Annotated in this window: 18 protein-coding genes; 4 read left to right on the plus strand and 14 right to left on the minus strand. The window is 69.2% G+C overall.

Annotated features, from left to right (window positions below):
• Positions 1-6 precede the first annotated feature (6 nt).
• A complete protein-coding gene (locus tag RAB70_RS09240) occupies positions 7-774 on the minus strand; it encodes a helix-turn-helix transcriptional regulator (RefSeq protein WP_225851638.1) in 768 nt (255 codons plus the stop codon).
• Positions 775-867: 93 nt separating this feature from the next.
• Between RAB70_RS09240 and RAB70_RS09245 the strand changes: the two genes are divergently transcribed.
• Complete coding sequence (locus RAB70_RS09245; protein WP_017914320.1) at positions 868-2,103, plus strand: MFS transporter; 1,236 nt, start codon at positions 868-870, stop codon at positions 2,101-2,103.
• 13 nt (positions 2,104-2,116) lie between these two features.
• Here the strand turns inward: RAB70_RS09245 and RAB70_RS09250 are convergent.
• A protein-coding gene (locus RAB70_RS09250) for an IS5 family transposase (RefSeq protein WP_148830346.1) occupies positions 2,117-2,889 on the minus strand; the annotation gives its coding sequence in 2 pieces (ribosomal slippage) (positions 2,117-2,547 and positions 2,547-2,889; 774 coding nt in all).
• Positions 2,890-3,027: 138 nt separating this feature from the next.
• On the opposite strand from RAB70_RS09250, the gene RAB70_RS09255 reads away from it, so the two are divergent.
• A complete protein-coding gene (locus RAB70_RS09255; RefSeq protein ID WP_148828167.1) occupies positions 3,028-4,125 on the plus strand; it encodes a sterol desaturase family protein in 1,098 nt (365 codons plus the stop codon).
• Positions 4,126-4,725: 600 nt separating this feature from the next.
• On the opposite strand, the gene RAB70_RS09260 is transcribed toward RAB70_RS09255, so the two are convergent.
• The 9 genes from RAB70_RS09260 to ybaL form a co-directional block, all read right to left on the minus strand.
• On the minus strand, positions 4,726-5,040 hold the full coding sequence (locus RAB70_RS09260) for a PsiF family protein (protein ID WP_148828141.1): 315 nt from the start codon (positions 5,038-5,040) through the stop codon (positions 4,726-4,728).
• A 54-nt stretch (positions 5,041-5,094) separates the two neighbouring features.
• Positions 5,095-6,348: a type III PLP-dependent enzyme gene (locus RAB70_RS09265; RefSeq protein ID WP_148828140.1), complete on the minus strand. Its 1,254-nt coding sequence runs from the start codon at positions 6,346-6,348 to the stop codon at positions 5,095-5,097.
• Positions 6,345-8,102, minus strand: coding sequence for an IucA/IucC family siderophore biosynthesis protein (locus RAB70_RS09270; protein ID WP_148828139.1), 1,758 nt, complete (start codon positions 8,100-8,102; stop codon positions 6,345-6,347). Before RAB70_RS09270 ends, RAB70_RS09265 begins: the two co-directional genes overlap by 4 nt.
• On the minus strand, positions 8,080-9,252 hold the full coding sequence (locus RAB70_RS09275; protein WP_148828138.1) for an MFS transporter: 1,173 nt from the start codon (positions 9,250-9,252) through the stop codon (positions 8,080-8,082). Before RAB70_RS09275 ends, RAB70_RS09270 begins: the two co-directional genes overlap by 23 nt.
• Positions 9,249-11,045, minus strand: coding sequence for an IucA/IucC family protein (locus RAB70_RS09280; RefSeq protein WP_148828137.1), 1,797 nt, complete (start codon positions 11,043-11,045; stop codon positions 9,249-9,251). Before RAB70_RS09280 ends, RAB70_RS09275 begins: the two co-directional genes overlap by 4 nt.
• Positions 11,042-12,268: an acetyl-CoA carboxylase biotin carboxylase subunit family protein gene (locus RAB70_RS09285; protein WP_148828136.1), complete on the minus strand. Its 1,227-nt coding sequence runs from the start codon at positions 12,266-12,268 to the stop codon at positions 11,042-11,044. The genes RAB70_RS09280 and RAB70_RS09285 overlap by 4 nt, the downstream gene beginning before the upstream one ends.
• Before the next feature lie 251 nt (positions 12,269-12,519).
• Positions 12,520-14,598, minus strand: a complete 2,079-nt coding sequence (locus tag RAB70_RS09290; protein ID WP_148828142.1) for a TonB-dependent siderophore receptor — start codon at positions 14,596-14,598, stop codon at positions 12,520-12,522.
• Positions 14,599-14,677: 79 nt separating this feature from the next.
• Positions 14,678-15,409, minus strand: coding sequence for an HpcH/HpaI aldolase/citrate lyase family protein (locus RAB70_RS09295; RefSeq protein WP_043091784.1), 732 nt, complete (start codon positions 15,407-15,409; stop codon positions 14,678-14,680).
• Between the two features lie 212 nt (positions 15,410-15,621).
• Complete coding sequence (gene ybaL, locus RAB70_RS09300; protein WP_148828135.1) at positions 15,622-17,301, minus strand: YbaL family putative K(+) efflux transporter; 1,680 nt, start codon at positions 17,299-17,301, stop codon at positions 15,622-15,624.
• A 479-nt stretch (positions 17,302-17,780) separates the two neighbouring features.
• Between ybaL and RAB70_RS09305 the strand changes: the two genes are divergently transcribed.
• Positions 17,781-19,295 carry an MASE1 domain-containing protein gene (locus tag RAB70_RS09305; RefSeq protein WP_082028689.1) on the plus strand — a complete coding sequence of 505 codons (1,515 nt, stop codon included), beginning with the start codon at positions 17,781-17,783 and terminating at the stop codon, positions 19,293-19,295.
• Here RAB70_RS09305 and RAB70_RS09310 read toward each other — a convergent pair.
• Positions 19,285-19,716: a hypothetical protein gene (locus RAB70_RS09310; RefSeq protein WP_026143831.1), complete on the minus strand. Its 432-nt coding sequence runs from the start codon at positions 19,714-19,716 to the stop codon at positions 19,285-19,287. The two genes, RAB70_RS09305 and RAB70_RS09310, sit on opposite strands and share 11 nt — an antisense overlap.
• A gap of 342 nt (positions 19,717-20,058) precedes the next feature.
• On the opposite strand from RAB70_RS09310, the gene RAB70_RS09315 reads away from it, so the two are divergent.
• Positions 20,059-20,232, plus strand: a complete 174-nt coding sequence (locus tag RAB70_RS09315; RefSeq protein WP_170268097.1) for a hypothetical protein — start codon at positions 20,059-20,061, stop codon at positions 20,230-20,232.
• A 280-nt stretch (positions 20,233-20,512) separates the two neighbouring features.
• Here RAB70_RS09315 and RAB70_RS09320 read toward each other — a convergent pair whose 3' ends face one another.
• Together RAB70_RS09320 and RAB70_RS09325 are read right to left on the minus strand one after the other, a co-directional pair.
• Positions 20,513-22,897 (minus strand): TonB-dependent siderophore receptor, encoded by a 2,385-nt coding sequence (locus RAB70_RS09320; RefSeq protein ID WP_148828134.1) that lies wholly within the window; start codon positions 22,895-22,897, stop codon positions 20,513-20,515.
• A gap of 700 nt (positions 22,898-23,597) precedes the next feature.
• Complete coding sequence (locus RAB70_RS09325) at positions 23,598-25,988, minus strand: TonB-dependent siderophore receptor (protein ID WP_148830317.1); 2,391 nt, start codon at positions 25,986-25,988, stop codon at positions 23,598-23,600.
• Between the last annotated feature and the right edge of the window lie 175 nt (positions 25,989-26,163).

Below are 26,163 nucleotides of genomic sequence, written 5' to 3' on the forward strand. Positions count from 1 at the left end.
GCGTGCTCAGCGGAAGAACTGGCTCGGCGGCTGCCCGAACTGGCGCTTGAACATGGCGGTGAACGCGCTGGGGCTGTCGTAGCCCAGCTCCACCGCCACGTCGATGATGCGGTCGCCGGCGGCCAGCCGTTCCAGCCCGCGCAGCAGGCGCAGTTGCTGGCGCCACTGGCCGAAGCGCATCTGCAGTTCGCGTTGGCACAGGCGCTGGATGGTCTTGACGTCCACGCTTAATTCCGTGGCCCAGGCATGCAGCGTGGTGGCATCGGCCGGGTCGGCGTCGAGCGCGGCGGCGATGCGCAGCAGGCGCGGATCGCGCGGCTGCGGCAGGTATAGCGGCAGCGCCGGCAGGGCATGCAGTTCGTCCAGGATCAGCCGCATCAGCCGCCCGTCGCGCGAGTCGGCGGCGTGGTCCCAGGGGATCTCCGCGGCGCTGCGGATCAGTGCTTCCAGCAGCGGCTCCACCGCCATCACCGTCGGCGTGTCTGGCATGCCGGCGATGGCGGCGGGGCGGATGTACAGGCTGCGCATGCGCAGGACGCCGATCCAGCGCACGCTGTGCTCGGTGCCGGCGGGGATCCACAGCGCGCGCGTGCTCGGCACCACCCAGTGGCCCTGGCCCGAGCGCACCACCATCAGGCCGGAGACCGCGTAGATCAACTGATGACGCGCATGCCGGTGCGGGGCGATGGCGCTGTCGGGCGGGTAGTCGACGGCCTTGCACACCACGTCGGCGGGCGCGTCGTCCGCATTGCGGCCGGCGCGCGGCACCAGCATGTCCTTTTTGCGATGGTTGCTGGGCATGTCGCGCAAGAAGGTCGGGACAGGGCAGCCTACCATGCACGCACTCCCGGCAATGCCTGTCCCGCCATGTCCACGCTGCGTCCTGCCGCGCCCGTCGTTTCCTCGCCTGCTCCCGTCGCCCCGCGCAAGGTCGCGTCCGGCGTTCTGGCCGCGATCACTTCCTCGCACCTGATCAACGACATGATGCAGTCGCTGATCCTGGCGCTGTATCCGGTGCTGAAGGGCCAGTTCCAGCTCAGCTTCGCCCAGGTCGGCCTGATCACCCTCACGTACCAGATCACCGCCTCGCTGTTCCAGCCGCTGATCGGGTTGCGCACCGATCGCCGACCGGCGCCGTATTCGCTGCCGATGGGAATGAGTTCCACGCTGTGCGGGCTGTTGCTGCTGGCCTATGCGCCCAGCTTCGGCATGGTGTTGCTGGCGGCGGCCTTGGTCGGGATCGGCTCGGCGATCTTCCATCCCGAATCCTCGCGCATCGCGCGGCTGGCTTCGGGCGGCCGCCATGGCCTGGCCCAGTCGGTGTTCCAGGTCGGCGGCAATACCGGCACCGCGCTGGGGCCGCTGATCGCCGCGGCGGTGATCGTGCCCAACGGCCGCCACAGCGTGGCCTGGTTCGGCGGCGCGGCGTTGCTCGGCATCGCCTTGCTGTCCTACGTCGGGCGCTGGTACGCGCTGCACCTGCAGGCCGCGCGCGCGACGTCGCGGCCGGTCGCCGCGGTGCCGGCGCTGCCGCGCGCCACGGTGGTGCGCATCGTCGGCATCCTGCTGCTGCTGATCTTCTCCAAGTATTTCTACATCGCCGGGCTGAGCAGCTACTACACGTTCTACCTGATCCAGCGCTTCGGCATTTCGGTGCAGAGCGCGCAGTTGCACCTGTTCGCGTTCCTGCTGGCCTCGGCGCTGGGCACGCTGATCGGCGGCCCGGTCGGCGACCGCATCGGCCGCAAGCCGGTGATCTGGGTGTCGATCCTGGGCGTGGCGCCGTTCGCGCTGGCGCTGCCGCACGTGGGCCTGCATGCGGCCACCGCGTTGACTGTGCTGATCGGCTTCGTGTTGTCCTCGGCGTTCTCCGCGATCCTGGTGTATGCGCAGGAAATGATGCCCGGACGCATCGGCACCATCTCCGGGCTGTTCTTCGGCTTCGCCTTCGGCATGGGCGGGCTGGGCGCGGCGGTGCTGGGGCTGCTCGCCGACCATCGCGGCATCGTCTTCGTGTACCAGGTGATGTCGTTCCTTCCGCTGCTGGGCATCGTCGCCGCGCTGCTGCCGAGCCGGCGACCCGACGCCGTCGCGACGCACTAGGCTGTATCGACATTCATTTCAGCCACATTGGGATAGAGGCCAGATACAGGAAAGCCAAGAAATGCGTTGGCTTGCGATCGAAGCGCGTGGCGATACGGCGGAACTGCTTGAGCTTGGCGAAGCAACGTTCGATGCGATTGCGTAACCGGTAGCGTGCTTTGTCGTAGCGGCGCGGCCGCTGGCAACTGCGTGGAGGGATCACCGCCTTGGCGCCTCGTGACCTGATCAACGCCACCAGTTCCCGACTGTCATAGCCCTTGTCGGCCAGCACATATTTCGGCTTGAACCCGGCCAACAAGGCGCGCGCTTGCGTGATGTCGTTACGCTGCCCACCTGTCAGCACGACCCGCACCGGCCGGCCCTGGCTATCCACGGCCAAGTGGATCTTTGTGCTCAGGCCTCCTCGGGAGCGCCCCAGAGCCGAGTCCGAAGCCCCCCTTTTCCGGTCGCCGCCTGTGCATGCGCCCGGACGATGCTGCTATCAATCATCAGGTACTCGTTGTCTCGAGCCCGAGTCAGGCTCTGGAAAATCCGCTCCCAGACGCCCTTGGCGGCCCAACGGGTAAAGCGTTTGTGCACGCTTTTGTAGGCCCCGTAGCGCGGCGGCAGATCACTCCAGCGTGCGCCGGAGCGCAACACCCACAGCACGCCATTGACGAAAGTGCGGTTGTCGGCTGCTGTGCGGCCCGGGTCACTGGCTTTGCCTGAAAGCAAGTCTTCGATCCGCTCCCATTGGCTCTGGGTCAATTCATAGCGGCTGGGCCGCGACGTGATGGTCTTCGACATCCCAAAAAAATACCGCTGAATGTCGATACAGCCTAGCACGACCGCGCGTGGCCGGCATCGGCCGGCGCGGACAGCTTGGCGAAAGCCAGCGGCCGCATGCTGTCGCGTCGGCCGTCGCGCCCCCATCGCCGTCTTCGCATGCCTGTCATCGCCCTGGTCTCGTCCATTGCCCACGCCTGGTCCACGCTGGTCGACCTGGTCGCCAGCCACGCGGTGGCGCCGCTGCTGGCGGCGCTGCACCTGACCGGGCTCAGCGACGATCCGCACGACATCGCCGCCTCGTTGCTGGTGGCGGCATTGCAACTGTCCATCATCGGCGTGCTGTTCCGGCCGCTGGAGAGCCTGTGGCCGGCCGAGCGCTGGGAACATCGGCGGCTGGCGCGGATCGACTTCCACTACACCTGGCTGATGTTGATCGGGGTGTTCCCGCTGTTCTCGTTCCTGATCCTGACCCCGGTGGTGAACGCGCTGGGCGGCGCCGACCCCAACGCCGCGGCGGCGCCGGAGACCGGCCTGCGCCATGCCTGGCCGTGGTTGGACCGGCATCCGCTGGCGCTGTTCGCGCTGTACTACCTCGCCTACGACTTCACCTACTACTGGATGCACCGGGTGCAGCACTGGATGCCGTGGTGGTGGGCGATGCACAGCATGCACCACAGCCAGCGCCAGCTCAGCTGCTGGGCCAACGACCGCAGCAACTACCTGGACGGCATGCTGCAATCGTTCGTGCTGGCCGCGGTGGGCATCGCCTTCGGCATCGAGGCCGACGAGTTCGCCTGGCTGATGCTGCTCGGCGAGCTGGTGCAGAACCTGTCGCACGCCAACACCCGTTTCGGCTTCGGCCCGGTGCTCGACAAACTCCTGGTCGATCCACCGTTCCATCGCCTGCACCACATGCGCGTGGATCCGGAGCGGCCCGGCCTGCACAACTGCAACTTCGGCCAGGTGTTCGCGTTCTGGGACGTGCTGTTCGGCACCGCGCTGTACGGCGAGCCGGTGCGGCCGACCGGCGTGGGCGACCCGATGGTGGACCGCGACAACGAGCTGGGCCTGGTGGCGCTGCAGTGGGAAGGGCTCAAGCGCTTCTGGGGCGCGGTGCGACGCCGCTCAGGGTGGACGCCGGGCGAAGTGGCGTTCGGCGAGGACTATGCGCCGATTCCGGTGGATCATGCTGGTTTGCCACTGCATGTCGAGCCGCCTGCGGCTGCGGCTTCTACGCCGGCGTCGAATGGTTGAAGGGCCGGGATTGGGGAGTCGGGATGACCAGCCGTTCGGCTGTGGAAAGCAGGGAGTCGTAGGAGCGGTGGCGGTTGGCAATGCCGGTCCTTGCTGGCTTCGCTGGCTGTCGCACCCTCACCCCAACCCCTCTCCCGAGGGGAGAGGGGCTCGGCTTTTCCCTTCTCGCCTTGGGAGAAGGTGCCCCGCAGGGGCGGATGAGGGTACGGGCGTAGCCTCGTGCACCCGAACATCGCGAGACGCCAGGCGCCGTACCCTCACCCCAACCCCTCTCCCGGGGGGAGAGGGGCTCGGCTTTTCCCCTTCTCCCCTTGGGAGAAGGTGCCCCGCAGGGGCGGATGAGGGTAGGGCGCAGCCTCGTGCCCCCGAACATCGCGAGACGCCAGGCGCCGTACCCTCACCCCAACCCCTCTCCCGGGGGGAGAGGGGCTCGGCTTTTCCCTTCTCCCCTTGGGAGAAGGTGCCCCGAAGGGGCGGATGAGGGTAGGGCGCAGCCTCGTGCCCCCAAACACCGCGAGACGCTACGCGCCGTACCCTCACCCCAACCCCTCTCTCCCACGGGACTTCCTTCGGTCGCCGGGGGGAGAGGGGCTTACTGGCTCACTGTTTTTTGAGGCAACCGCTCATGAAGGTCTTGCGGGCGTCGCCCTGCAGTTTCTGCGTCGCGGCTTGCGCGTTGCAGTCCTTCATCCGCTGCTGGGAGGCGTTGCCCGCCGCCGGGGCGGTGCCGCCGCTGAGGCAGGCCTTTTGCGCGCTCTTGTACTCATCGCCTTTCTTGCCCTTGTTCTGGGCCGAGCACTTGGCCATCAGGGTCTGTTGTGCGGTTTGCGGCTTGGTCGCGGCGGCGGCCAGCAGTGGGGCGGCGGTGAAGCTCAGCAGCAGACAGGTGGCGGCGAAGCGGGCGGAACGGGTCATGGCGGCAGCTCCGGTTGGATGTGCCGGCAGGGTGCGCCGGCACGGGTGACCGGATCATGACGCGGCGGCGGCCGAGTCGGCAATGCGGCGCTGCGGCAAGGCGTCGGCGGCCTGCGCCGGCCCGTCGAGGAACAGCATCTGTGGCGGTGGATGCATCAGGAACTGCTGGTGCGAGATGTTCCAGGCGTAGGCGCCGGCCAGCGGGAACGCCAGGAAGTCGCCCGGCGCCAGTGCGGCCACCGGCTGGTCGCGGGCCAGTACGTCCTTGGGCGTGCACAGTTGCCCGACCAGGGTCACCCGCGCATCGCGCAGCACCGGCGGCTGGGTGCCGCGCAGCACCAGGAACGGATGGTCGTGGCCTTGCGCGGCAGGCGTGCGGAAATGATGGGTGCCGCCGCGGCCGACGGCGAACTGCGCGCCATGGCTGCGCTTGATGTCCAGCACCTCCATCAGGTACCAGCCGCAGGCGACGCTGACATAGCGGCCCGGCTCCAGGCGCAGGCGCAGACCTTGGCCGTGCGTGCGCAGCAGCGCCGGCAACCCCGCGCAGAACGCGGCCCAGTCGAACGAGGCCGCCGGATCGGCGTAGTCCACGCCGAAGCCGCCGCCGGCATTCACCGTCAGTGGGCCCAGCGCGTAGGCCTGGCGCCAGCCCTGCACGGTCTGCAGGTAGTGCGCGATCAGCCGCAACTGCAGCTGCGCATCGCGCTGGTGCGACAGCAGGTGGAAGTGGAAGCCGTCCAGGCGCAGCCCGCTCGCGCCGCGCAGCACCTGCATCGCGGCATCCAGGTCGTCCACGTCCAGGCCGAACGGCGAGGGTCGCCCGCCCATCACCAGGCGCGTGTCCTGCATGCCCGGCACCACGATGTTCAGGCGCAGGAACACCGACAACGGGCCTGTGCGCGACGCGGTGATGCGCGCCAGTCGCTGCAGCTCGCCCAGGCTTTCCACGTGCACGCTGCAGTCGGGCAGGCTGGCGGCCAGCTGCAGTTCGGTATCGAGCTTGCCGGGGCCACCGAACAGCAGTCGACGGCCCGGCTGGTGCGTGTGCAGCCATTGCAGTTCGCCGCCGGAGGCCGCCTCGAAACCGTCCACCCACGGTGCCAGCGTGCGCAGCACGGGGGGCTCGGCGTTGGCCTTGGCCGCATAGAACAGCTCGCACTCGGCCGGCAGGTGCGCGCGCAGCATCGCCGCATGCGCCTGCAGCGCGGCCAGGTCGTAGACGTAGGCGCAGACCGGGCCGTCGGCCTGCGTGCGCAACTGCGCCAGCGCCGCGTGCAGTGGTGCGGGATCGATGCGCAGGCTCATGCCGCCGCCTGCCGCAGCGCGGCGCTGCCGATCGGGTTGGGCAGGAAGCTGTAGTCGGCATGGCGGTCGGCACGCTGCAGCAGGCGCAGGCGCAGGTTGTTTTTGGCCGGCAGCGGCGCGCCGTCGAGCAGGGCCTGCAGTGCCGGTTGCGTGCCGTGGCGCTGCTGCCAGCTGCGCGCGATGTCGCCGACGATCTGCCACAGCTGGCGTTCGCGGCGGTCGTGGCCGTCGGCGAGGTGGAAGATTGCTTCGGCCAGGTTGTTGACCAGCGCGCAGTAGGCGATGCGGTTCCAGCCGCGTTCGGCGCTGTAATACAGCGACTGTCGCGCGGTCTCGGACATGCCCGGCAGGCGTGCGGCCGGCCAGCGCGACGGCAGCAGCTTGGTGCCTTCGAGGTCGCGGATCCACACCTGTGTCGGCAGGCCGTCCTCGCAGCCGATCACGGTGTTCTGCAGGTGCGGCTCCAGCACGATGCCGTAGCCGAACCAGGCGCTCCACACGCCATCCAGCAGAAGTCGCGCATAGGCGCGGAACCAGGCCGCGGTGGCCGCCTCCAGGCTGCTGCCGCTGCGCTGCGCCAGCGTCTGCAGTGCGGCGGCGCAAGCCGGCTGGCCGCGTGCATCGTTGGTGAACAGCGCACCGGCCACCTGCGGGCGATAGCGTGCCCGCTGCGCCGCCGGGATCGCCTGCCGGTACAGCACGCCGAAGCTCTCGCCCAGCTCGCGGCAGGCCTGCGCATCGGCGTCCAGCGCGGAGAAGTCCAGATCGGTGGCGGCCGGCTCCAGCAGCACGTGGAAGCCGGGCACGCGCTGTGCCAGCGCCTGCCAGTCCGGCGCCAGCAGGCGGGTCAGCGCCACCGCGCTTTCCAGTTCGTACCAGGCGTTCTTGCGCACGCAGTTGGTCAGGCGCACGTGTACCGACAGCTTGAGGAAATGATCGAGCTCGGCGTGGTAGAGCGTGCGCACCGACGAGGTCGGGCGCAGCGCCAGGCCGCGTTCGCCCAGCGGCTCGATCCAGCCGCGCGCCTGCGCCTGGCGCAGCAGCGGATGCGCCAGCACGCGCTCGGCCTCCCACGGATGGCACGGGTACAGGTCGGCGCCGCCGCCAGCCTGCGCCAGCGTCGCGCGCACGTCATCGCCCTGTGCGCGATACAGGCGCGGATCGATGCGGAACCAGAACAGCGGGAAGGCGCTGCGCGCTTCCGGCGCGCAGGCCAGCACCTGCTCCAGCGGCACGCCTTCGCGGCTCTTGGGCGTGGGATGGAAGGCGTGGCCCCACAGCATCGACTGCTCGGCATCGATCAGCGTCTCGCCGGTGGGCTGGGCGGCGTCGGCCTGGCGCAGCAACTGCGCGGTGATGGCGATGCTGTTGGCGCTCTGCGCCAGCAGTTCCAGGTTGGGCGCGTGCTCGCCTTCGCTGAGTTCCTGCAGCAGCAGGCGCACCAGCGCCTCTGCGTCCAGGCAGTGCCACGGACGGCCGTCGGCCTTCAGGTAGGGCGCCGAGGCGAAGCGGCAGCGGCCCAGGCCGTCGGCATGCGCCAGGCGCACGCACAGCGTGGCGCCGGAGGGCAGGCGCAGGCGCAGCCAGCGCTCGCCGGCGGCAGCGATGCCGGGCCGGTCCAGGCCGCGATAGTCGAAGTCGGCCAGGCCGCGACCGAGCGCGACTTCGCGCAGGTAGCAGTTGAGCCAGCAGGTGATCGCCTGCGCTTGCGCCAGGCTGTCGTACCACGGGTCATGCATCGGCAACGGGGACATGGACGGTTCTCCGAACGGACGTGAGCATCAGGGCCGGCAGCAGCGCCAGCAGGGCGGCCGCGGCGGCGGCGAGGAAGGGAACGGCCAGGCCATGGCCTTGCACCAGGGCACCGGCGAGGGCGCCGCCGGCGACGCCGGCGTACTTGCCGGCGGCATCGAAGCGGCCGAACAACTGACCCGCGCCGCGCCCGCCGGCAACCTCGGCCAGGCTGCGGTTGAGGCCGCGCAGCGCCATCCACATGCCCAGGCCGAACAGCAGCCGCGCGGCGATCAACCAGCCGGGCGCCGGCGGCGCCATCTGCAGCAGGCAGGCCAGTGCGAACAGCGCCAGCCCCGCCGGCAGCGGCGACATGCGGTGGTCGCGACCGCGCCAGCACGGCATCAGCACCAGGTAGACCAGGTGCGGCAGGCTGTACAGCAGGCCGGCGACCGCGCTGCTGCCGATGCCGTGCGCTTGCGCATACGGCAGGAAGTAGGGAAAGGTCACCACCATCGCGAAACAGAACAGGAACTGCGTGGTCCACAGCGCCCAGCGCTGGCGGCGCTGCGCCGCATCCGCCTGCGGCATCGCGGGTGTGGATGCGACTGCCGCCGGCGCGCGCGGCGGATCGGCCGGCAACCGCCAGCTCAGCGCGAAGGCCAGCAGCGGCAGCAGCGCCAGGTAGCGGTACAGCGACTGCGCCGGCCCCAGCGCGGTGGCCAGGCCGAGCAGCGCCGGTGCGGTGACCATCGCCAGGCGTGCCGAGAACTGGGTCCAGTCCAGCGCCCGCGCCAGCGAGCCACGCTGCGCCTGGCTGCTGAGATAGGCGTTGGTCGCGGCCAGCGAGCCGCCGCAGGCGCCTTGCACGACCAAGCCGACGACCAGCCAGCCCAGGTTCGGCGCGAAGCCGGCCATGAGGAAGCCAAGCGCCAGGCCGAGTTGCGCGCGCAGCAGCGAGCGCTTGCGTCCATAGCGGTCGGCCAGCCGGCCCCAGGTGCTGGCGGTGAGCGCAGTGCACAGCGTCGGCAGCACGTACAGCACGCCGCTCCAGCCGATCGCCGCACCCGGCGCGAGCTGCTGCAGCACCTGCGGCAGGAACAGCGGCATGCCCAGCGCGGTGAAGGCGGCCAGATAATGCGCGGCCAGCACCGGGCCGAGGAGGCGCTTCATCGCGCCGCCCCGGCCGCGACCGCGCGCGCCGTCAGCGCATCCTCGCGCAGCAGGTTGGGCGCGCTGTCGCCGTAGAACTTGTTGATGTCCGCCGCGCCGGTGATCTGCTTGCCGAGCAGGCTGCCGGCGCTGAGCAGGTACTTCACCGGAAGCGTGGGCGCGTCCAGCAGCGCCTGCGCCGGGGCGGTGTCGATGCCGTCCTCACGCAGCGCGCGCAGGGTGCCGTGCAGGCGCGCGCGCAGCAGTGCGTACAGCGGGGCGCGCAGTCCCGGCTGCCATTCCGCCAGCCCTTCCAGCACCGCCTGCAGATCCAGTTGCAGGATGATGGTGCAGAACATCCGCGCCAGCGCGGCGTCGTCCTGCACCACGATACGCGCGTCGCGCGGGGTGCCCAGCGCGGCCAGCGCCGGCCGTTGCGCGTACAGCCGCGGCAGCAGCACCCGCGCCGCGTCGTTGTCCTTCATCAGCAGCCGCGGCGCGCGGCCGGCGGCGTAGATCAGCACGCTGTTCTGCTGGTTGGCCTCCAGCGCGATGCCGTAGCGCAGCCACAGCCGCAGGTGCACCTGGCACATCAGCGCCAGGTAGCTGTCCCACCAGGCGGTGAGGTCGCCGCCATGGAAGCGGTCGGCCAGGTGCGCGGCCAGCGGTCGGCCATCGGGCAGCGTCGCGCACAGGCCGGCCACCGGTACCAGGGTCGCCTCCGGCAACGCCGGATAGCGGCGCAGCAGGTAGGACAGGTGGCGTGTCTCGCCGACATGGCCGGCATGCGCCTCGTCCACGTGCAGGTAGCGTTCGCCCAGCGCCGGATCGTGCGCGGCCAGGTCGCACAGCACGCGTTCGAACCAGTGACCGTCGTACAGCGTGGACGGTTTGATCAGGCGCAGGTTGAGCGCGCCGAGCGTGCGCATCGGCACCGGCAGCTTCAGATGATGATCCGGAAACGCCAGCGGAATCACCGTGCGCAGCGACAGCGACGGGCGCACCTGCAGCCACGGCTGCGGCGCGGCGATCGCGCCGTCCGGCAGGGCGAAGCCGTCCTCGCCCAGCCTCGCGAAGATCAGCGGGTGCAGCGGCCAGGCGACATGGTCGGCGTCCAGCGCCGGGTCCAGGCCGAGCATGCTCGGGCGCGGCCAGAACGCCGGCGGCGGCGTGGTCTGGGTGACCTGCGCGATTGGCAGCGCCAGCCAGCGCAGCGCGAAGCTGGGGCCGAACTCCGGTGCGTAGCGCGGCAGGTCGGCATCGTCCAGGCCAAGCTTGGCGCGTGCGCTGGGATAGAACGGATGGTCGCGGTGGCTGGCCAGTTGTTCGCAGCGGTAGGCGCGCTCGTGCGCATCGGCGGCGTCCAGCGCGGTGGCCAGCAGCGGCCGTTGCTGCGCGTAGGCCTGCCGCGCGAGCGCGCGCTGGCGTACCGCGCACTCGGCTTCCTCGACATAGGCGCGGTGCAAGGCCTGGGTCTCCGCGTCGAGCCCGGCACCCAGTCGCGCCAGCCACTGCGCGGCGCCGGATTCGCAGACACTGTGCTGCCCGGTGTGCAGGACCCAGCCGTCGCTGCAGGCGCTCACGGTCTGCAGGTAGCCGGCGCGGCGCAGCGGCAGCCACAGTTCGCCGTCGGGCAGGTGCGCGATGCGCCACCAGATGGCGTCCGCGGGCAGCGGCGCCTGCGCCCAGGCGGCGAGCACCGCCGGCGGCGGCGTGGCCGCGGCGCCGCGGCTGACGATGCCGCGCAGGTCTTCGCGCAGGCAGGCGTCGATCACGCGCAGGTCGATGTAGCGGCGGTCGGCGTCCTGGCTCATGCCGCCACTCCGGTGGCGGTGTCGATGCGCCAGTGCAGCGACGCCTCGGTGCGGGCCAGCGCCTGCTGCAGGTCCGACGCGGTGTCGGCGAGCACGTCCAGCACGCCCAGGTAATCCTTGTTGGAGTGGCTCAGGCGGATGGCGTCGCCGGGTTGCCGCAGGCGCCGGTAGCGCGCTTCCCAGTGCGCATCGCTGCTGGCGTGGTCGGCACTGGCCACCGCCAGCGTGCCGTCGTGCTCGGCCACGTAGTAGCGCACCAGCGCCTGCGCGCGGCGCGCCTGCAGCGTCGGCAGCGGCCGGCCCAGGTGCAGGCCGAGCACACTGTCGAACCAGTGTCCGCCGAACAGGTGATCGAGCAGGAATTCGCGGCCGTCGCCGATGCTGCGGTAGTTGATCTCCACCAGCACCGGGCCGTCGGCGGTGAGGATGAACTCGCTGTGGCACACGCCGAAGCCGATGCCGAACGCCTGCAATTGCGCCAGTGCCTGCTGCAGCACCGGGGTGTCGATGGCGCTGCGCCAGCGCGCCTCGCATTCGACGAAATGCGGTGGCGCCGACAGTTGCACGTCGAAGCCGCCGATCGGCTGCAGGGTGCGCCCGTCGCCGAGCGTTTCCAGGGTGAACAGCGGACCCTCCAGCACGCTCTCCAGCAGCACGCTGCGCTGCGGGTGGCGCTGCCAGAAATCATCGAGGTAGGCCTGCAGCGCCGCCGCGTCGGCGCAGTGGCGCACGTCCAGGCTGGCCACGCCTTCGCGCGGCTTGGCGATCAGCGGCCACGGCGCCTGCGCCGGCGGCATCGCGCCCGGCGCCAGGCTGCAGAACCATGGCGTCGGCAGGCCGAGCGCGCGCAGCCGCTGGCGCATCGCCGCCTTGTTCTTGGCCGCGTAGCAGACCTGCCAGTCCTTGCCGGGCACGCCGAGCGCGGCGGCGACCACGGCGGCGCTGGTCTGCAGGTGATCGCTGTTGCTGAACACCGCGCGCGGCGGCTGCGGCAGGCTGCCGAGCAGGTCGAGCACGCCCAGCGGATTGAACACGTCGCACTCCAGCACCTGCACCGGTGCGGCGGGCGGATGGCGGCGGAAGTGCTCGAGGTGGGCGTGGCGGTGGTCGGTCAGCAGCAGCACCGGCACGCCCAGGCGCTGCGCGGCGGGGAGGAAGCCATCGGTCACCGCCGGGTGGCAGACGTGGCTGAGGAGCAGCAGGGGAGCGTCGTGCGAGGTCATGTGCGGGTCTCGTCGGGCGCAGGCGCACGCACGTCGCCGGCGCGGCCGCGCGGAGGCGGACACGGGAGGCATGCGCCGCGGCTGCGGCAGGGTCGCGTGGTTGCCTGGCGCATCGCATCGGGCGCGCGCTGGGTAGGGGAAGGACGCGGCTGCGTCCGCTGCAGGTGCCCGCGTCTCCCGCGGGCGGCGGCGCGCCGTGGTGGCGCGCGGTGGTGCGGCGGCCGGCGTCGTCGTCCGACGCCGGCGGTGGATCAGAACGTGTACTCGAGGCCGACGGTGACGCTGCGGCCCGGCGCCGGCTGCCGGCCCCAGGGACTGGTGTCGATGCCGCGGTACCAGTACTTGCGATCGAACAGGTTGTTGACCGCCAGCGACGCGCTGAGCTTGCCGCTGGCGCCTTCGCTGAGCACCTGGCTCAGCTGCGCGTTCCAGACCCAGTAGGCCGGCAGTTCGCCGACCGAGCCGATCGCGTTTTCCTGCACGGTGTTGGCCGCATCGCTGAAGGCGCGGCTGAAGTAATAGCTGGAAACGGCGACGGTGGTATGACCGGACTCGGGCCGGTACGACGCGCCGAGGGTGAGCTGGTTGCGCGAGGTGTAGGGCACGCGCAGGCCGTCGTACACGCCCGATTCCTGCCGCGCGTCCAGATAGGCGTAGCCGGCGTTCAGTGTCAGCGCGCGCAGTTGCGCCGGGCTCCACTGCAGTTCCACTTCGCCGCCCTGGTGGCGGGTCTTGCCGAGGTTGCGGTAGGTGCGCGTGGTGTTGTCGAGCTGGATCTGCTGGTCGAAGTCGATCAGGTAGCCGCCGAACTGCACGCGGGTGCGCTCATTGGGCTGGTAGCGTGCGCCCGCTTCGTAGTTCCAGGCCAGTTCGGCGTCGAGGTTGTCGCCGAAGATGATCTGGGTGACCTGCGGCGCGCGCAGCGAGCGCTGCCCGTCGGCGTACAGGTACCACTGCGGGCTGGCCTGGAACCCCAGGGTCAGGCCGGGCAGCACGTCGTCGGTCTTGTTGCGCGTGCGCGCGCCGCTGGCCAGGTTGTAGTAGCGCGAATCGAGCTGCTCGTAGCGCAGGCCGGGGGTGACGGTGACGCGGCCGTCGGCGAAGGCGATCGCGTCGCTGACGTAGGCGGCAGCGCCGCGGTCCTTGAAGCGCCAGTCGCGTACCAGGGTGTACAGGCCGTCCCTGAGGCGGGTGTTGCCGACCAGGAAGTCGATGTCCTCGTTGATCGCGCGCGCGCCCAGCGTCCACTGCTGGCGCACCGCGCCGTCGCCCATCGTCCAGCTCAGCCGCGGCTCGCTGCCGTAGACGCGGAAATCGCGCGGCGCGCTCTGCCGCAGCTGCGGCGGCAGGTCGGGGCGCCAGGTCTCGCTGGCCGCCGAGCGCATGCCGACGATGAAGTTGCGGCTGCTGCGCGCACTGAAGTTGCTCCAGTCCAGGCGCAGGTCCTGGAACGGCCCCACATCGCCGAAGTCCTGCTGGTAGACCAGCGAGGCGCGCGTGGTGCGGCCGTTGAATGCGTCCAGCGGCCGCGTCGACTGGCGTGGATCGCGCAGGTAGTCGGCGGTGGACAAGGCGCCGGCCATGTCCATGTCGGCGACGTAGCGCTGCACGCTGGCCTTGAGCAGCGTGTCCGGCGCCAGCCACCATTCCGCGCGCAGGCGCAGGTTCTTGATGTCGGTGGCGCTGTGCTCGCGCCAGTAGTCGCCCTTGGTCCAGTTGGCGTCCAGTTGCAGACCGAACGTGTCGCTGGCATAGCCGCCGGTGCTGATCGCGGTGTCGCCCAGGTAATGCCCGGCGCCGCCGGCGGTGACCTTCTGGCCCAGCGTGGTGGTCCAGGTGGTGGGGATGTCCGGGCTGATCAGGTTGATCACGCCGCCGACGTTGTTGGGGCCGTACTGCACCGCCGCGCCGCCGCGCACGATGTCGATGCGGTCGATCTGGTTCAGGCCGACCGGGAACAGCGACAGGCTGGTCTGCCCGTATGGCGCCAGCGCCAGCGGAATGCCGTCCTCCAGCACCTGCACGCGGCCGCTGCGGCTCTCGTACAGGCCGCGCAGCATGATCTGCGGCAGCGCGCCGGTGCCGGTCTCGTCGAACACCTTGATGCCCGGCACCTTCTGCAGCGCGTCGTCCAGCGAGCGGTTGGCGCCGGTGCGCAGCTGCGTGCTGTCGATCACCTGGCGGCTGCCGGCGTAGTGCTGCACGTCCTCGACGGTGGAGCGGCCGAGCAGGCTGCCCTGCACCTGCACCGCGTCGAGCTGGCGGATCCGCGCCTGCGCGTCGGCGTCGGGCGGGGTGTCCTCGGCGCGCACGCTGGTGGGAGCGAGCATGGCGGCGGCGAGGGCGACGGCCAGCAGCGAAGGGGATAGCGAAGCGATCAAGGCGACGACTCCAACAGGAACGAAACGGTCAGGGGCTGCGCAGGTCGGCTGCGCGCTGGCGCAACGCGGCCTGCAGCAGCGCGCGGTCCTCGCCGGCGAACAGCCACTGCAGATCCGCCTGCGCCAGCCAGTGCGCGCGTTGCGCGGCGTCGCGCGGATTGGGGCAGAACGGAATGCCGGCGGCGCGGCAGGCCGCGTCGATCGCCAGCAGCTGTTCCCAGACCTGCGGATGGGTGGGCTGCGGGCCGACGCCCAGGTCCAGCGCCAGGTCCAGCGCGCCTTCCATCACCAGCGACACGCCGGGCACCTGCAGGATCTGCGGCAGGGCGCGCACGCCGGCGGCGCTCTCGATCATCGGGATCACGCGCAGGCGCGCGCGGCTGCCGGCGATGTAGTCGGCCAGGGCCACGCTGCCGAAGCCGGTGACCCGGCCGCCGGTGATGCCGCGGCGGCCGTGCGGCGGGAAGTGCGCGGCGGCGACCGCGCGCTCGGCCTGCTCGGCGCTGTCCAGCCCGGCCAGGACCACGCCGCGGGCGCCGGCATCGAGCACCCGGCCGATCAGCTTGGCATCGACCTCGGGCACGCGCACCCACGGTTCGCAGCCGCCCAGCTCGCAGGCGCGGATGGCATGTTCCAGCTCGGCGGGCGAGCGCAGCACGTGTTCCAGATCGAGTACCGCGAAGTCGTAGCCGACATGCCCGAACATCTCGCACAGCAGGGCACTGGGCACGGAGTTGAGCAACCCGATCTTGCAGGCCATGGGGGAGGGCGCGCGGAACTGGGGAAGGGAGCGCAATCCTGCCGTAAACGAGAATGCTTATCAAGAAGATTCGCTGCAGGTCCTCACGGCCGCCGTAGACGCTTTCTGTGCGCTACCGCGCTTTTCGCTCTGCGACTCACCGTCCGAAGAGGAGCCGCTTTTGCGAATCCCCAATCCCCAATCCCCAATCCCTCATTCCTGCGGTCAAGGCCTCAGCGCGCCGCGGCACGCATCCCCCGGTACGGCGGCGTCGCCATCACCATTTCCGCCAGCGAATAGGCCAGCTCGCGCTCGGCCATCACCGTGCCGTCGGCGCCGTGGTCGAGCAGGTGCTTGACCTCGGCATCGCTGTGCGCCCGCGCCAGCAGGGTCAGCGCCGGGTTCAGCGCGCGCAGCTTGGCCAGGGCCTCGCCGGCCTCCAGCGGCTGCGGGATCGCCAGGATCGCGATCTTGGCCTTGTCCGGGTGCGCCTCGGCCAGCACGCGGTCGGCGGCGGCACTGCCGCGGATGCCGGGGATGCCGTCGGCGTGGGCGCGTTCGACGTGGTCGCGGTTGTCGTCGATCACCAGCACCGGCACGCCGCGCTCGCGCAGCACCGCCGCCAGCGCGCTGCCGACCCGGCCGTAGCCGATCACGATGGCGTGGTCGACCAGGTCCAGCGACGGGCCCGGCGGCAACTCCGGCTCCACCGTCACCGGCGCCTCCACCGCCTGCCGCGCCTGCCAGCGGTCCAGCCAGGTGAACAGCAGCGGGTTGGCGATGATCGACAGCAGCGCGCCGGCCAGGATCAGGTCGCGGCCGGTCTCGGGCAGGATCGCCAGGCTCACGCCCAGGCCGGCCAGGATGAAGGAGAACTCGCCGATTTGCGCCAGGCTGGTGGAAATGGTCAGGGCGATGCCGGTGGGGTGGCCGAACGCTCGCACGATCACGAAGGCGGCCAGCGACTTGCCGACGGTGATGGTCAGGAACGTGGCCAGCACCTGCCAGGGATGCTCGACCAGGATGTGCGGATCGAACAGCATGCCCACCGAGACGAAGAACAGTACCGCGAAGGCGTCGCGCAGCGGCAGCGAGTCGTTGGCGGCCTTGTGGCTGAGCTCGGATTCCTTCAGCAGCATGCCGGCGAAGAAGGCGCCCAGCGCGAACGACACGCCGAACAGGGTGGCCGAGCCGAACGCCACGCCCAGCGCGATCGCCAGCACCGACAGGGTGAACAGTTCGCGCGAGCCGGTCGCAGCGACCTTCTCCAGCGCCCACGGAATCGCGCGGCGGCCGACCACCAGCATCACCGCCACGAACGCGGCCATCTTCAGCAGGGTCACGCCGAGCGCGCCGAGGATCGCCCCGGTGTCGGCGCCCTTGCCGCCGAGCGCGTCGGCCAGCGCCGGCAGCAGCACCAGCGCCAGCACCATCACCAGGTCCTCCACGATCAGCCAGCCGACCGCGATGCGCCCGCGCTGGGTTTCCAGCAGGCGCCGTTCCTCCATCGCCCGCAGCAGCACCACGGTGCTGGCCACCGACAGCGCCAGGCCGAACACCAGGCCGTGCAGGGTCGGCCAGCCCATGCTCCAGGCCAGCCCCCAGCCGAGCAGGGTGGCGACCGCGATCTGCGCCAGCGCGCCGGGGATCGCGATCCACTTCACTTCCATCAGGTCTTCGAGGGAGAAGTGCAGCCCCACGCCGAACATCAGCAGCATCACCCCCAGTTCCGACAACTGGGTGGCCAGGGCCTGGTCGGCGACGAAGCCCGGCGTGAACGGGCCCACGCAGATGCCCGCCACCAGATAGCCGACCAGCGGCGAGAGTTTGAGGCGATGGGCGAGCGTGCCGAGGATGAAGGCGAGCGCGAGCCCGACCGCGATGATGTCGATGAGACTGGTGTCGTGATGCATTCAGGATCGCAGAACAAGTAGGCCCCGAGTGTCGCCGATCGAGGCTTTTGTCGGCAAATCGATGGGTGGCGCCAAACGGCTGGCGGACCCCGGGCATCGTGATTGGGCCACAGGCCCATTACGTGGCGGGCTGTGCGTGCGGCGACAGGACGGGACGATCTCGGGCGGCGGCTGGGCGGCCGGCATCGGGAGCAGGCGGCCGCGAGCCGCATGCCCCTGGCGTCGCGCAGGTGGGGCATGGACGCGCGTGCCAGGGCCGCGAGCCGCGCAACCGGCGCCCCGGGCGGTGCCGTATCCCAGCCCCGGCTCCCGCTCCCCGACACCCTGAGTGGGATGGAAGTCGCAGCGATTGGGTCCCTCGCGCAACTCCCTGTCAGGAAAGGCATTACAGCGGATGATGGACGTTATCTGTCTACTGTTTCGGCCCATCCCGTGGTGTATGTTTGCGCCAATTAGGTGTCCTGCCAGGACCAGGTGGCATGGCTAGACTGAAGACATTCGCGAGCGGAATCCTCTTGAGCGCGGTGTACTGCGCGGCCTACCTGGCCGTGTGGCACTGCTCTCTGGATCAATGGTTCCTGCCGATCGGACTGCGCACCGCAGCACTGCTGTTTCTCCCGTATCGGCTTTGGCCCTACGTTTTTCTGGGAGACGCGGCGGCGCTGCTGAGCATGCGTGTGCCGATGATCGAGGAGGGCGGGGCAAATCCGGTCTGGGTGTACGGCAGCTCGTTCCTGTTGATGCCGGCCTTCTCGCTGCTGCCTTGGGCGGTCCGGCGCAGCCTTCCTGATTTCCGGGTCGAGCAGAGCTGGCTGCCGCTGATCTGCCTGTGCGCGGCATTGTGGGCAGTGCTCGTCAACAAGGGAGTCAACTGGCTGCTGGGTGGGCCTGCCGCCTATATCAATCTGGAAAACACGCTGAAGTTCTGGATAGGTTTCTATCTGGGTATCGTCATGTTCGTCTTTCCCGCCCTGCTGTGGGTCAGGCGAGGAGAGGGAGATACAGGCGAGCGAAGGACGCTGCTGCACAGCGCGGGCGTCGCTGCGTTACTGATGGCCGTCCTGTTCGCTGGGGCAATGCAGGCCGAGGGTGTGCTGCGCCAGTTCGTTCTGGTTCTGATGATCGCGCCGGCTGTGTGGCTGACGTTCAAGCATGCATGGCGAGGCGCTGCAATCGGTGTTGTGATGGCCAACTTTGCGGTGGCCATGTCACTGCCAAAGACCAACTATGCTGGTGCCTACGATGCGGACACATTGCAGGTGCAGTTGTTGGTGGCATTCGCGGTGACTGCGCTCGCTTCGTTAGGCGCCAGGCTCTCTGTCGCCTTCGACCAGGCGCAACGCTTCGGCTTTGCCGAAAGGCAGGCCCTGCAAGTCGCCCAGGCCAGCTACATGTCGGCCGAGCGCACGCTGCGTAACCGCGTGATCGAGTACACCGACATCCATGTGCACATCAACAAGCTGCGCCGCGACATCGCCAGTACGCTGAAGGAGCACGGTCACTACGCCGCGGCGATGGAAATGAACCGTACCGGGGTGATCCAGGCGCAATTGCTGGACGATTACGTCGCGGCGCTGTATCCGCTGGATATCGAAACCCACGGCCTGTACGGCGCGCTGAATTCCATCGCCTTCGCCAACGCCTGCGATACCGAGGTCGAGGCGCGCCTGCACGGGGATTCGCGGCGGCTGTCGATCGGGCTGCAGCTGGCGGCGTATCGCTGCGTGCTCAACGCCATGGAAATCCTGCCCGACGCGGGCCGGCATACGATCACCGCACGAGTCTGGTCGGCACGCGGCAAGCGCGGCCTGGTGGTGACCGTGGAAGCCGATGCGGCGATGCCGGGCAGCGGCCGCAAGCATCACAGCGCCAACGAGATGGACTGGGAACTGGCCAGCCGCTTGAAGGCTCATGACGGCACCTGCCGGCGCCGTCATGAGCAAAAGATCAGCTTCCTGATCTCCGAGCCGCTGCAAAAGACCGTTATTTCTTGATGGTCACGGTCCAGACGTCGCCGTTGGCGCCGCTGGTCACCTGCACGGTGAAGTAGCGCGCATCGTAGACCACGGTGCCGCGGCTGCTGTCGAAGGTGTCGACGGTGCTCACCCGATCCACGTCCTTGCCCATCGGCGTCACCCAGGCGGTGTCGCCGACGCGGCCGACCGCACCGCGCACCTGACCGGTGCTGTCGTTGATCTGCAGGTAGGTCACGCCGTTACGCTCGAACTGATAGATGCGCACCGATGCGTTGGTGGACAGGTTGGTCGCCGCTGGTGCGCTCTCGCCGAAGCCGCGAATGGCGATCGGCGTACCGACACCGCCGCCCGGACAGCAGCTCTGTGCATAGGCATTGGACGCCAGCGCAGAGCAGAGCACGATGCCCGAGAGTGTCGCGAGTTTAGAAGTTTTCCACATAATCAGGTCCTTCCCCGGATGGGGCTTTTTTGCCTGCCGTTCAGGCGATTCCACATTACGCGAATCGCAACAGGCCACTGTTGACAAATAATCAATCGATTCATACTTGTGATGTGGCTCACGCTTATTTTTGCGGAGGAATTCCCGCAAATACGCCGCATCGGCTTGCTCAGGTATGGCCCCAGATCACGCGCGATTCGCGTCGACCATCCGGCATCGCCGGGGTGTCGGGCGTGGACCTTATTGCAGTTTCCATGCCACACATTGCGGGTATGTCCTCGCGGTGCAGCAGGGCATGTTGCTGCTGGCGCTTCCGCGTTTGGCACAGCCAAGTGATGCCGAATGCCGCTGTCGATGGCGAGCGCGTTGCATCGTGGGGAAATCTATCGCGCCGTCGCCCGGCGTGTGTCGAATGCGATCACGAGTCGTGCCGTGTCTGAGATGGCCATCACCGACGTGACCGGATCGGTACAGTCGCTCGGCCCGATGCGCCCGGATCGCGCGGCGAATGTTTGACGCCTCTGCGTCGCCGTCGGCCGCGATCAGGCGACGCGTCGCTGCAAACGCATGGGTCGAACGGATGACGGCGCGAGTGCGATGCGTTGCCGAACGGGACGAGGCTTATGGGCGCGCGCTTTGCCGACGCTTCGTCAACGCCGCGTTGATGCCCATCCGATTCCTGCGTCAGCGGTGTAGCGCCGCACGCCATCGAGACCGACCTGGCGGATATGCGGTCGCGGCGTTGTCTGCGATGAACGCGGCGGCGGCGGTGCCGGGACACCGCCGCCGCAATGCATCACCAGCTGTAGTTGACGTTGGCGTAGGCGAAGGCGCCGTTGAAGCCGAACGGCGAGGACGTGCTGTACGGCAGATAGGTGCGGGTGCCGGCGCCGGCGCGCGAGCGGTCGGGATACTCGTTGAGCACATTGTCGCCGCCGACGGTCATGCGCCAGCGGCCCAGCGTGTAGGCGGCCGACAGGTCCAGGGTCCATTTGGCCGCATAGGTCTGGTCGGCGGCCGGCGTGGTGCCGAAGTCGGTGAATTCGCCCCAGCGCGTGGCCGTGGCGGTGAAGGCCCAGGCGCCGGGCGACCATACGCTGCTCAGGAAGAACTTGTCGCGCGGCGAACCGCGGGTGATGCGGCCGATCTCGGCACGGCCGATGCGTACCGCGGTCGGGTCGATCGCTTCCAGGACCGCAGGATTGCCGGCGATCTTCTCGATGTCGGTCTTGTTGTAGTTGTAGCCGGCGGTGAGATCGAGGCTGCTCGCGGGCAGCGCGATCTTGTAGGTGCCGATCGCATCCACGCCCTGGGTCTTGGTGTCGATGGCGTTGGTGAAGTAGCGGCCGCCGCCGATGCCGGCGTAGCCGTTGCCCTGCAGGTAGTTGCGTACTGCCGTGGAGGTGAGATTCTCCGAGAGCACGATGCGGTCGTCGATGTCGATGCGGTAGGCATCGAGGGTGATGTACAGCGCGTCCACCGGCTGCAGCACCAGGCCCAGGCCGTAGTTCTTGGACTTCTCGGCCTTCAGCGGTTCGGCGCCGAGCGCGATCGCCGCCGGGTTGTCGGTGCGGAAGGTGCCGATCTCGAACGGCGTGGCGGCGATGCTGCCGTCGGGCTGGGCGACGTTGATGAAGTTGGTGGCGACCGACTGGAAATACTGCTGCTGCAGCGACGGTGCGCGGAAGCCGGTGGAGACGGTGGCGCGCAGCGCGACCTTCGGGCTGAAGGCGTAGCGCAGCGACAGCTTGCCGGTGGCGGTGTCGCCGAAGTCGCTGTAGTTCTCGTAGCGCCCGGCCAGGCCGGCGGAGAACTTGTCGGTGATGTCGCCTTCCAGGTCGAGATAGGCCGAGTAGCTGTTGCGATCGTAGTGGCCGGAGTCGCCGGGCTTGAAGCCGGCGAACACCTGCGCGCCCGGCAGCAGGGTGCCATTGGCCGAGGGAATGCCGCCGTTGACATAGGACGCCGGCGAGCCCGGCGATTCGTTGAACTTCTCGCCGCGCCACTCGGCGCCGAAGGCCAGGGTCACCGGGTAGGCCAGGCCGACCTCCAGCGATTTGCTGAAGTCGGCGTTGAGCACGTTCTGGGTGACCTGCAGCGCGCCCGCATAGAACTCGGTGGGACTGGCCAGGCCGAGGCTGTTGTTGAGGCTATGGCGCACGTCGAAACTCAGATCGTTGCGGCCGTAGTTGTAGCTGAGGTCGATGGCCAGGCCGCCGGCGGTGCTGGACTTGACCCCGCCGACCCAGGACACGTCCTTGCTGACGTTGTAGATCTGCGGCAGGAAGCCGTCGGGGTAGATCTCCGGGCGGTTGCGGTTGTCGCCGGACCAGCGGAAGTAACCGTTGGACAGCACCTCGCGGCGGCTGAGCATCGCGTAGGAATAGAAGGTGATGTAGTCGGCCGGGCTGTACTGACCGTTGTAGGAGACCGCGCCCTGGTCCACGTCGGGGTCGCCGTAGCGCTGCTGCACCTGGCCCTGGTACGGCGTGGCGCGGTCGGTCTGGTCCTGGTGTCCGGCCTGCGCGGCGAAGTGCACTGTGCCGGTCTCGGCGAAGGTGAGCCCGGCATCGCCGGAGAGCTGGTACTGCTCGCCGTCGCCGGCGCTGTACTTGCCGTAGCGCCCGGCCAGGCTGCCGCCCGTGCCGCTGCCCTTGAGCACGATGTTGATGACGCCGGCGATGGCGTCGGAACCGTATTGCGCGGAGGCACCGTCGCGGAGCACTTCGATGCGTTCGACCGCGGCGATGGGAATGGTGTTGAGATCGGCCGGCGAGGAGCCGCGGCCCTGCGCGCCGTTGAGGTTGACCAGCGCGGTGGTGTGGTAGCGCTTGCCGTTGACCAGCACCAGCACCTGGTCCGGCGAGAGCCCGCGCAACTGCGCCGGGCGCACCGCATCGGAGCCGTCGGTGATCGCCGGGCGCGGGAAGTTCAGCGACGGCACCGCGCGCGACAGCGCAGTGGCCAGTTCAGTGGTGCCGGTGGACTGCAGCGTCTCCGGCGAGATGATGTCGATCGGCGAGGCCGATTCGGCGACGGTGCGATCGGCCACACGCGTACCGGTGACGATGACGGTGTCCAGCGTTTGCGCGTTGCCGGTGTTCTGCGCGTGGACCGAAACGGCGGACGTCGCCAGACACAGGGCGACGGCGTGCGCGAGCGGAGTGAGCGTGCGCGTCATGGGGGAGGCGGCTCCAGAAGTGGGGGGAGGCGCCGCTGCATGCGCACTCCCCTGTCCCCTGGCGGATGCGACGACGCGACCTAGGGATTACCGGTTGATGTCAATGGAGTCAATATTCCGTTAAGCCTGATGCCGAGGTTGCAATTGCAACCACCGCTGCAGGCGTTGCGGCAGCGCCAATCCCGGGATTTTCCGGGCGTGTAGACAAAATGCCGGCCATGCGCACGGATGTGGTGCACGCGGCGGTGCCTGCGCGCGGGTGCTGCGGCGTTTTTCGCAGTGCGATGTGAGGGATGCTGGCTGCGCGGCACGAGGCGGAGCACGGTGTTGGGCGCGTCGCGGTTGCACGCGGGCAGCATCTCGCGAGCAATGCGTATGGCGCTTGTGGGAGCGGCTTCAGCCGCGACGAGTGAAGCCCAACGCCAGCCGGCACCTTCATGCGTCGGGACTGAAGTCTCTCCCACAAGGACGCCCGATCCATGCGCCGGAGGAGCGGCTTCAGCCGTGCCCCATGGAAAGCATCGTGCCGCGGCCGGAGCCGCTCCTGCAAGAAAGCTCAGGCCGGCGAAAACGTCGCAGGCTGGCGAATCTCCAATTCCCAATCCCCAATCCCCAATCCCCGCCCCAACAACAACGGCCCGGAAACCCGGGCCGTCGTCATGCCGTTCAACGCAGGCGCAATCGATGCCCGCGCGTGCGATCACCAGCGGTAATTGATCCGCCCGTACACGTAGGCGCCGTTGAAACCGTACGGCGAGTAGTTGCTGTACGGGAGCATGCCGTAGGTGGAGTTGATCAGGTTGGCGGTCTTGTCCGGGTACTGATCGAACACGTTGTCCGCGCCCAGCGTCAGCGTCCAGTTCGTGCTCGGCTTGAAGCTGGCCGAGGCGTCGACCACCCAGTCCGCGCCGTAGGTCTGGTCGCGGGCGGCGGTGGCCGAATTGCGCACGGTGAACTCGCCGTAGCGGGTGGCGGCCAGGCTCAGGTCCCACTTCGGCAGCTTCCAGGTGCCGCTGAGGATCAGCTTGTCCTTCGGGTAGCTGTCCTCCAGGCGGCCGATCTCGTCGCGGCCCAGCGTGGTCTGGGTCGAGCCGATCGCGGCCAGCGCCTGCGGCTGGGTCACCGCATGGGTGATGTCGGTCTTGCTGTAGCCGTAGCTGGCGGTGAGGTCCAGCGTGCTGGCCGCCAGCGGGATGCTGTAGGTGCCGACCACGTCGACGCCGCGGGTGCGGGTGTCGGCGGCGTTGCTGAAGTAGCGCACGCTGGTGACGTTGCTGTAGCCGAGCTGGCGCAGTTTGCCCAGCACCGCCGCATCGTTGAGGTTGGACGACAGCAGGATGCGGTCGTCGATCTCGATCTGGTACGCGTCCACGGTCAGGTACAGGCGCTCGACCGGCTGCAGCACCAGGCCCAGGCTGTAGGACAGCGAGGTCTCGGCCTTCAGCGGCGCGGCACCCAGCGCCTGGGCCACGGCGCTGTTCACCGGGAAGGTGCCGGATTCGAAGAAGCTGCCGTTGATGTAGCTGCTGGTCACCGCCTGGTACTGCTGCTGCGCCAGCGACGGCGCGCGGAAGCCGCTGGCGACGGTGCCGCGCAGCGCCACCTTGTCGGAGAACGCGTAGCGCGCCGACAGCTTGCCGGAGGTCTTGCTGCCGAAATCCGAGTAGTCCTCGTAGCGGCCGGTGAGGCCGGCGGAGAACTTGTCGGTGAGGTCGGCTTCCAGCCCCGCGTACACCGCGTAGTTGTGGCGGTCCGAATGCACCGCGTTGAGCGGCGCGAAGCCGGCGAACCCCTGCGCGCCGCCGGTGGTGCCGGTGTACGAGGCCGGCTCGCCGGGCGACTGGTTCCACTTCTCCTGGCGGTACTCGGCGCCGAAGGACAGCGTCACCGGATAGGCCAGGCCCCATTCCAGCGGCTGGGTGAAGTCGGCGTTGACCGCGTTCTGGGTGTACTCCAGTGCGCCGTCGTAGAAGCGCCGCGGGCTGTCCACGCCGAGGCTGTAGTTGATGCTGTTGGCGGTGTGGAAGTCGACCTTGTTGTAGCCGTAGTTGTAGCTGACGTCCCAGGCGAAGCCGCCGGCGGTGCTGCCCTTCAGGCCGGCGACCAGCGAGCGGTCCTTGGAGTACTGCTCGATCTGCGGCACGTAGCCGTCGGGATAGACCTGCGCCAGCAGCGCGGTCTGGCCGTTGTGGTTGCGCGAGCGGTAGAACGCGAACGAGGTGATGTCGCGGTTGCTGGCGATCGCGGTCGCGTAGCCGGTGAGGTTGTCGCTGAAGCGGAACTCGCCGTTGGCCGAGACCGCGGTGGCGTCGACCTTGGGGTCGCCGTAGACGAAGGTGGTCTGGCCGATGCCGGGATAGTTGCCGGTGTTCGGCGCGGTGCCCTGGTAGGGACCGGCGCGGTTGGTGGCGTCCTGCTGGCTGATCTGCCCGGCCACGTGCAGGCTGCCGCGGCCGTCGCCGAAGCCGACCCCGGCGTCGCCGGAGAGCTGCGACTTGGCGCCGTCGCCGGCCGAGTACTTGCCGTGCTCCACGGCCAGGCTGCCGCCTTCGCCGGCGCCCTTGAGCACGATGTTGACCACGCCGGCGATGGCGTCGGAGCCGTACTGCGCCGAGGCGCCGTCGCGCAGCACTTCCACCCGCTCGATCGCGGCGATCGGGATCGCGTTGAGATCCACCGCCGAGGCGCCGCGGCCGATGGTGCCGTTGACGTTGATCATCGCCGAGGTGTGGCGGCGCTTTCCGTTGACCAGCACCAGCACCTGGTCGGGCGAGAGCCCGCGCAACTGCGCCGGGCGGATGCCGCTGGTGCCGTCGGTCAGCGCCGGGCGCGGGAAGTTCAGCGAGGGCAGGGCGCGCGACAGCGCGGTGGCCAGTTCCGAGGTGCCGGTGGCCTGCAGTGCCTCTGGGGTGATGATGTCGATCGGCGATTGCGACTCGGCGACGGTGCGGTCGCTGACGCGGGTGCCGGTGACGATGACCGTATCCAATGTGCTGGGCGTGCTCGGCGCGTCGGACGCGGTCTGGGCGAAGGAGGGGGCGGCGAGGGCGGCGAGCACGGCGCTCGCCAGCAGCGACAACGGACGGTTCATAAAAACTCCAGCAGGTGCCGAAACGGCAGGCGGGGCGTGCGGCGACCGGCAGGGCCGGCAGGCCGCGTCCTCAGGGATGTCTAATTATTTTTTAACATGCGTGCTGCGTCGCAGGATGCAAGCGCATGTTCTTATTCCATTGCGTTCTAAGGGGCGGCAAAACGCCGCGCGCCGC

Source organism: Xanthomonas sontii (assembly GCF_040529055.1).
In the GTDB taxonomy this organism is placed as follows: Bacteria; Pseudomonadota; Gammaproteobacteria; order Xanthomonadales; family Xanthomonadaceae; genus Xanthomonas_A; species Xanthomonas_A sontii.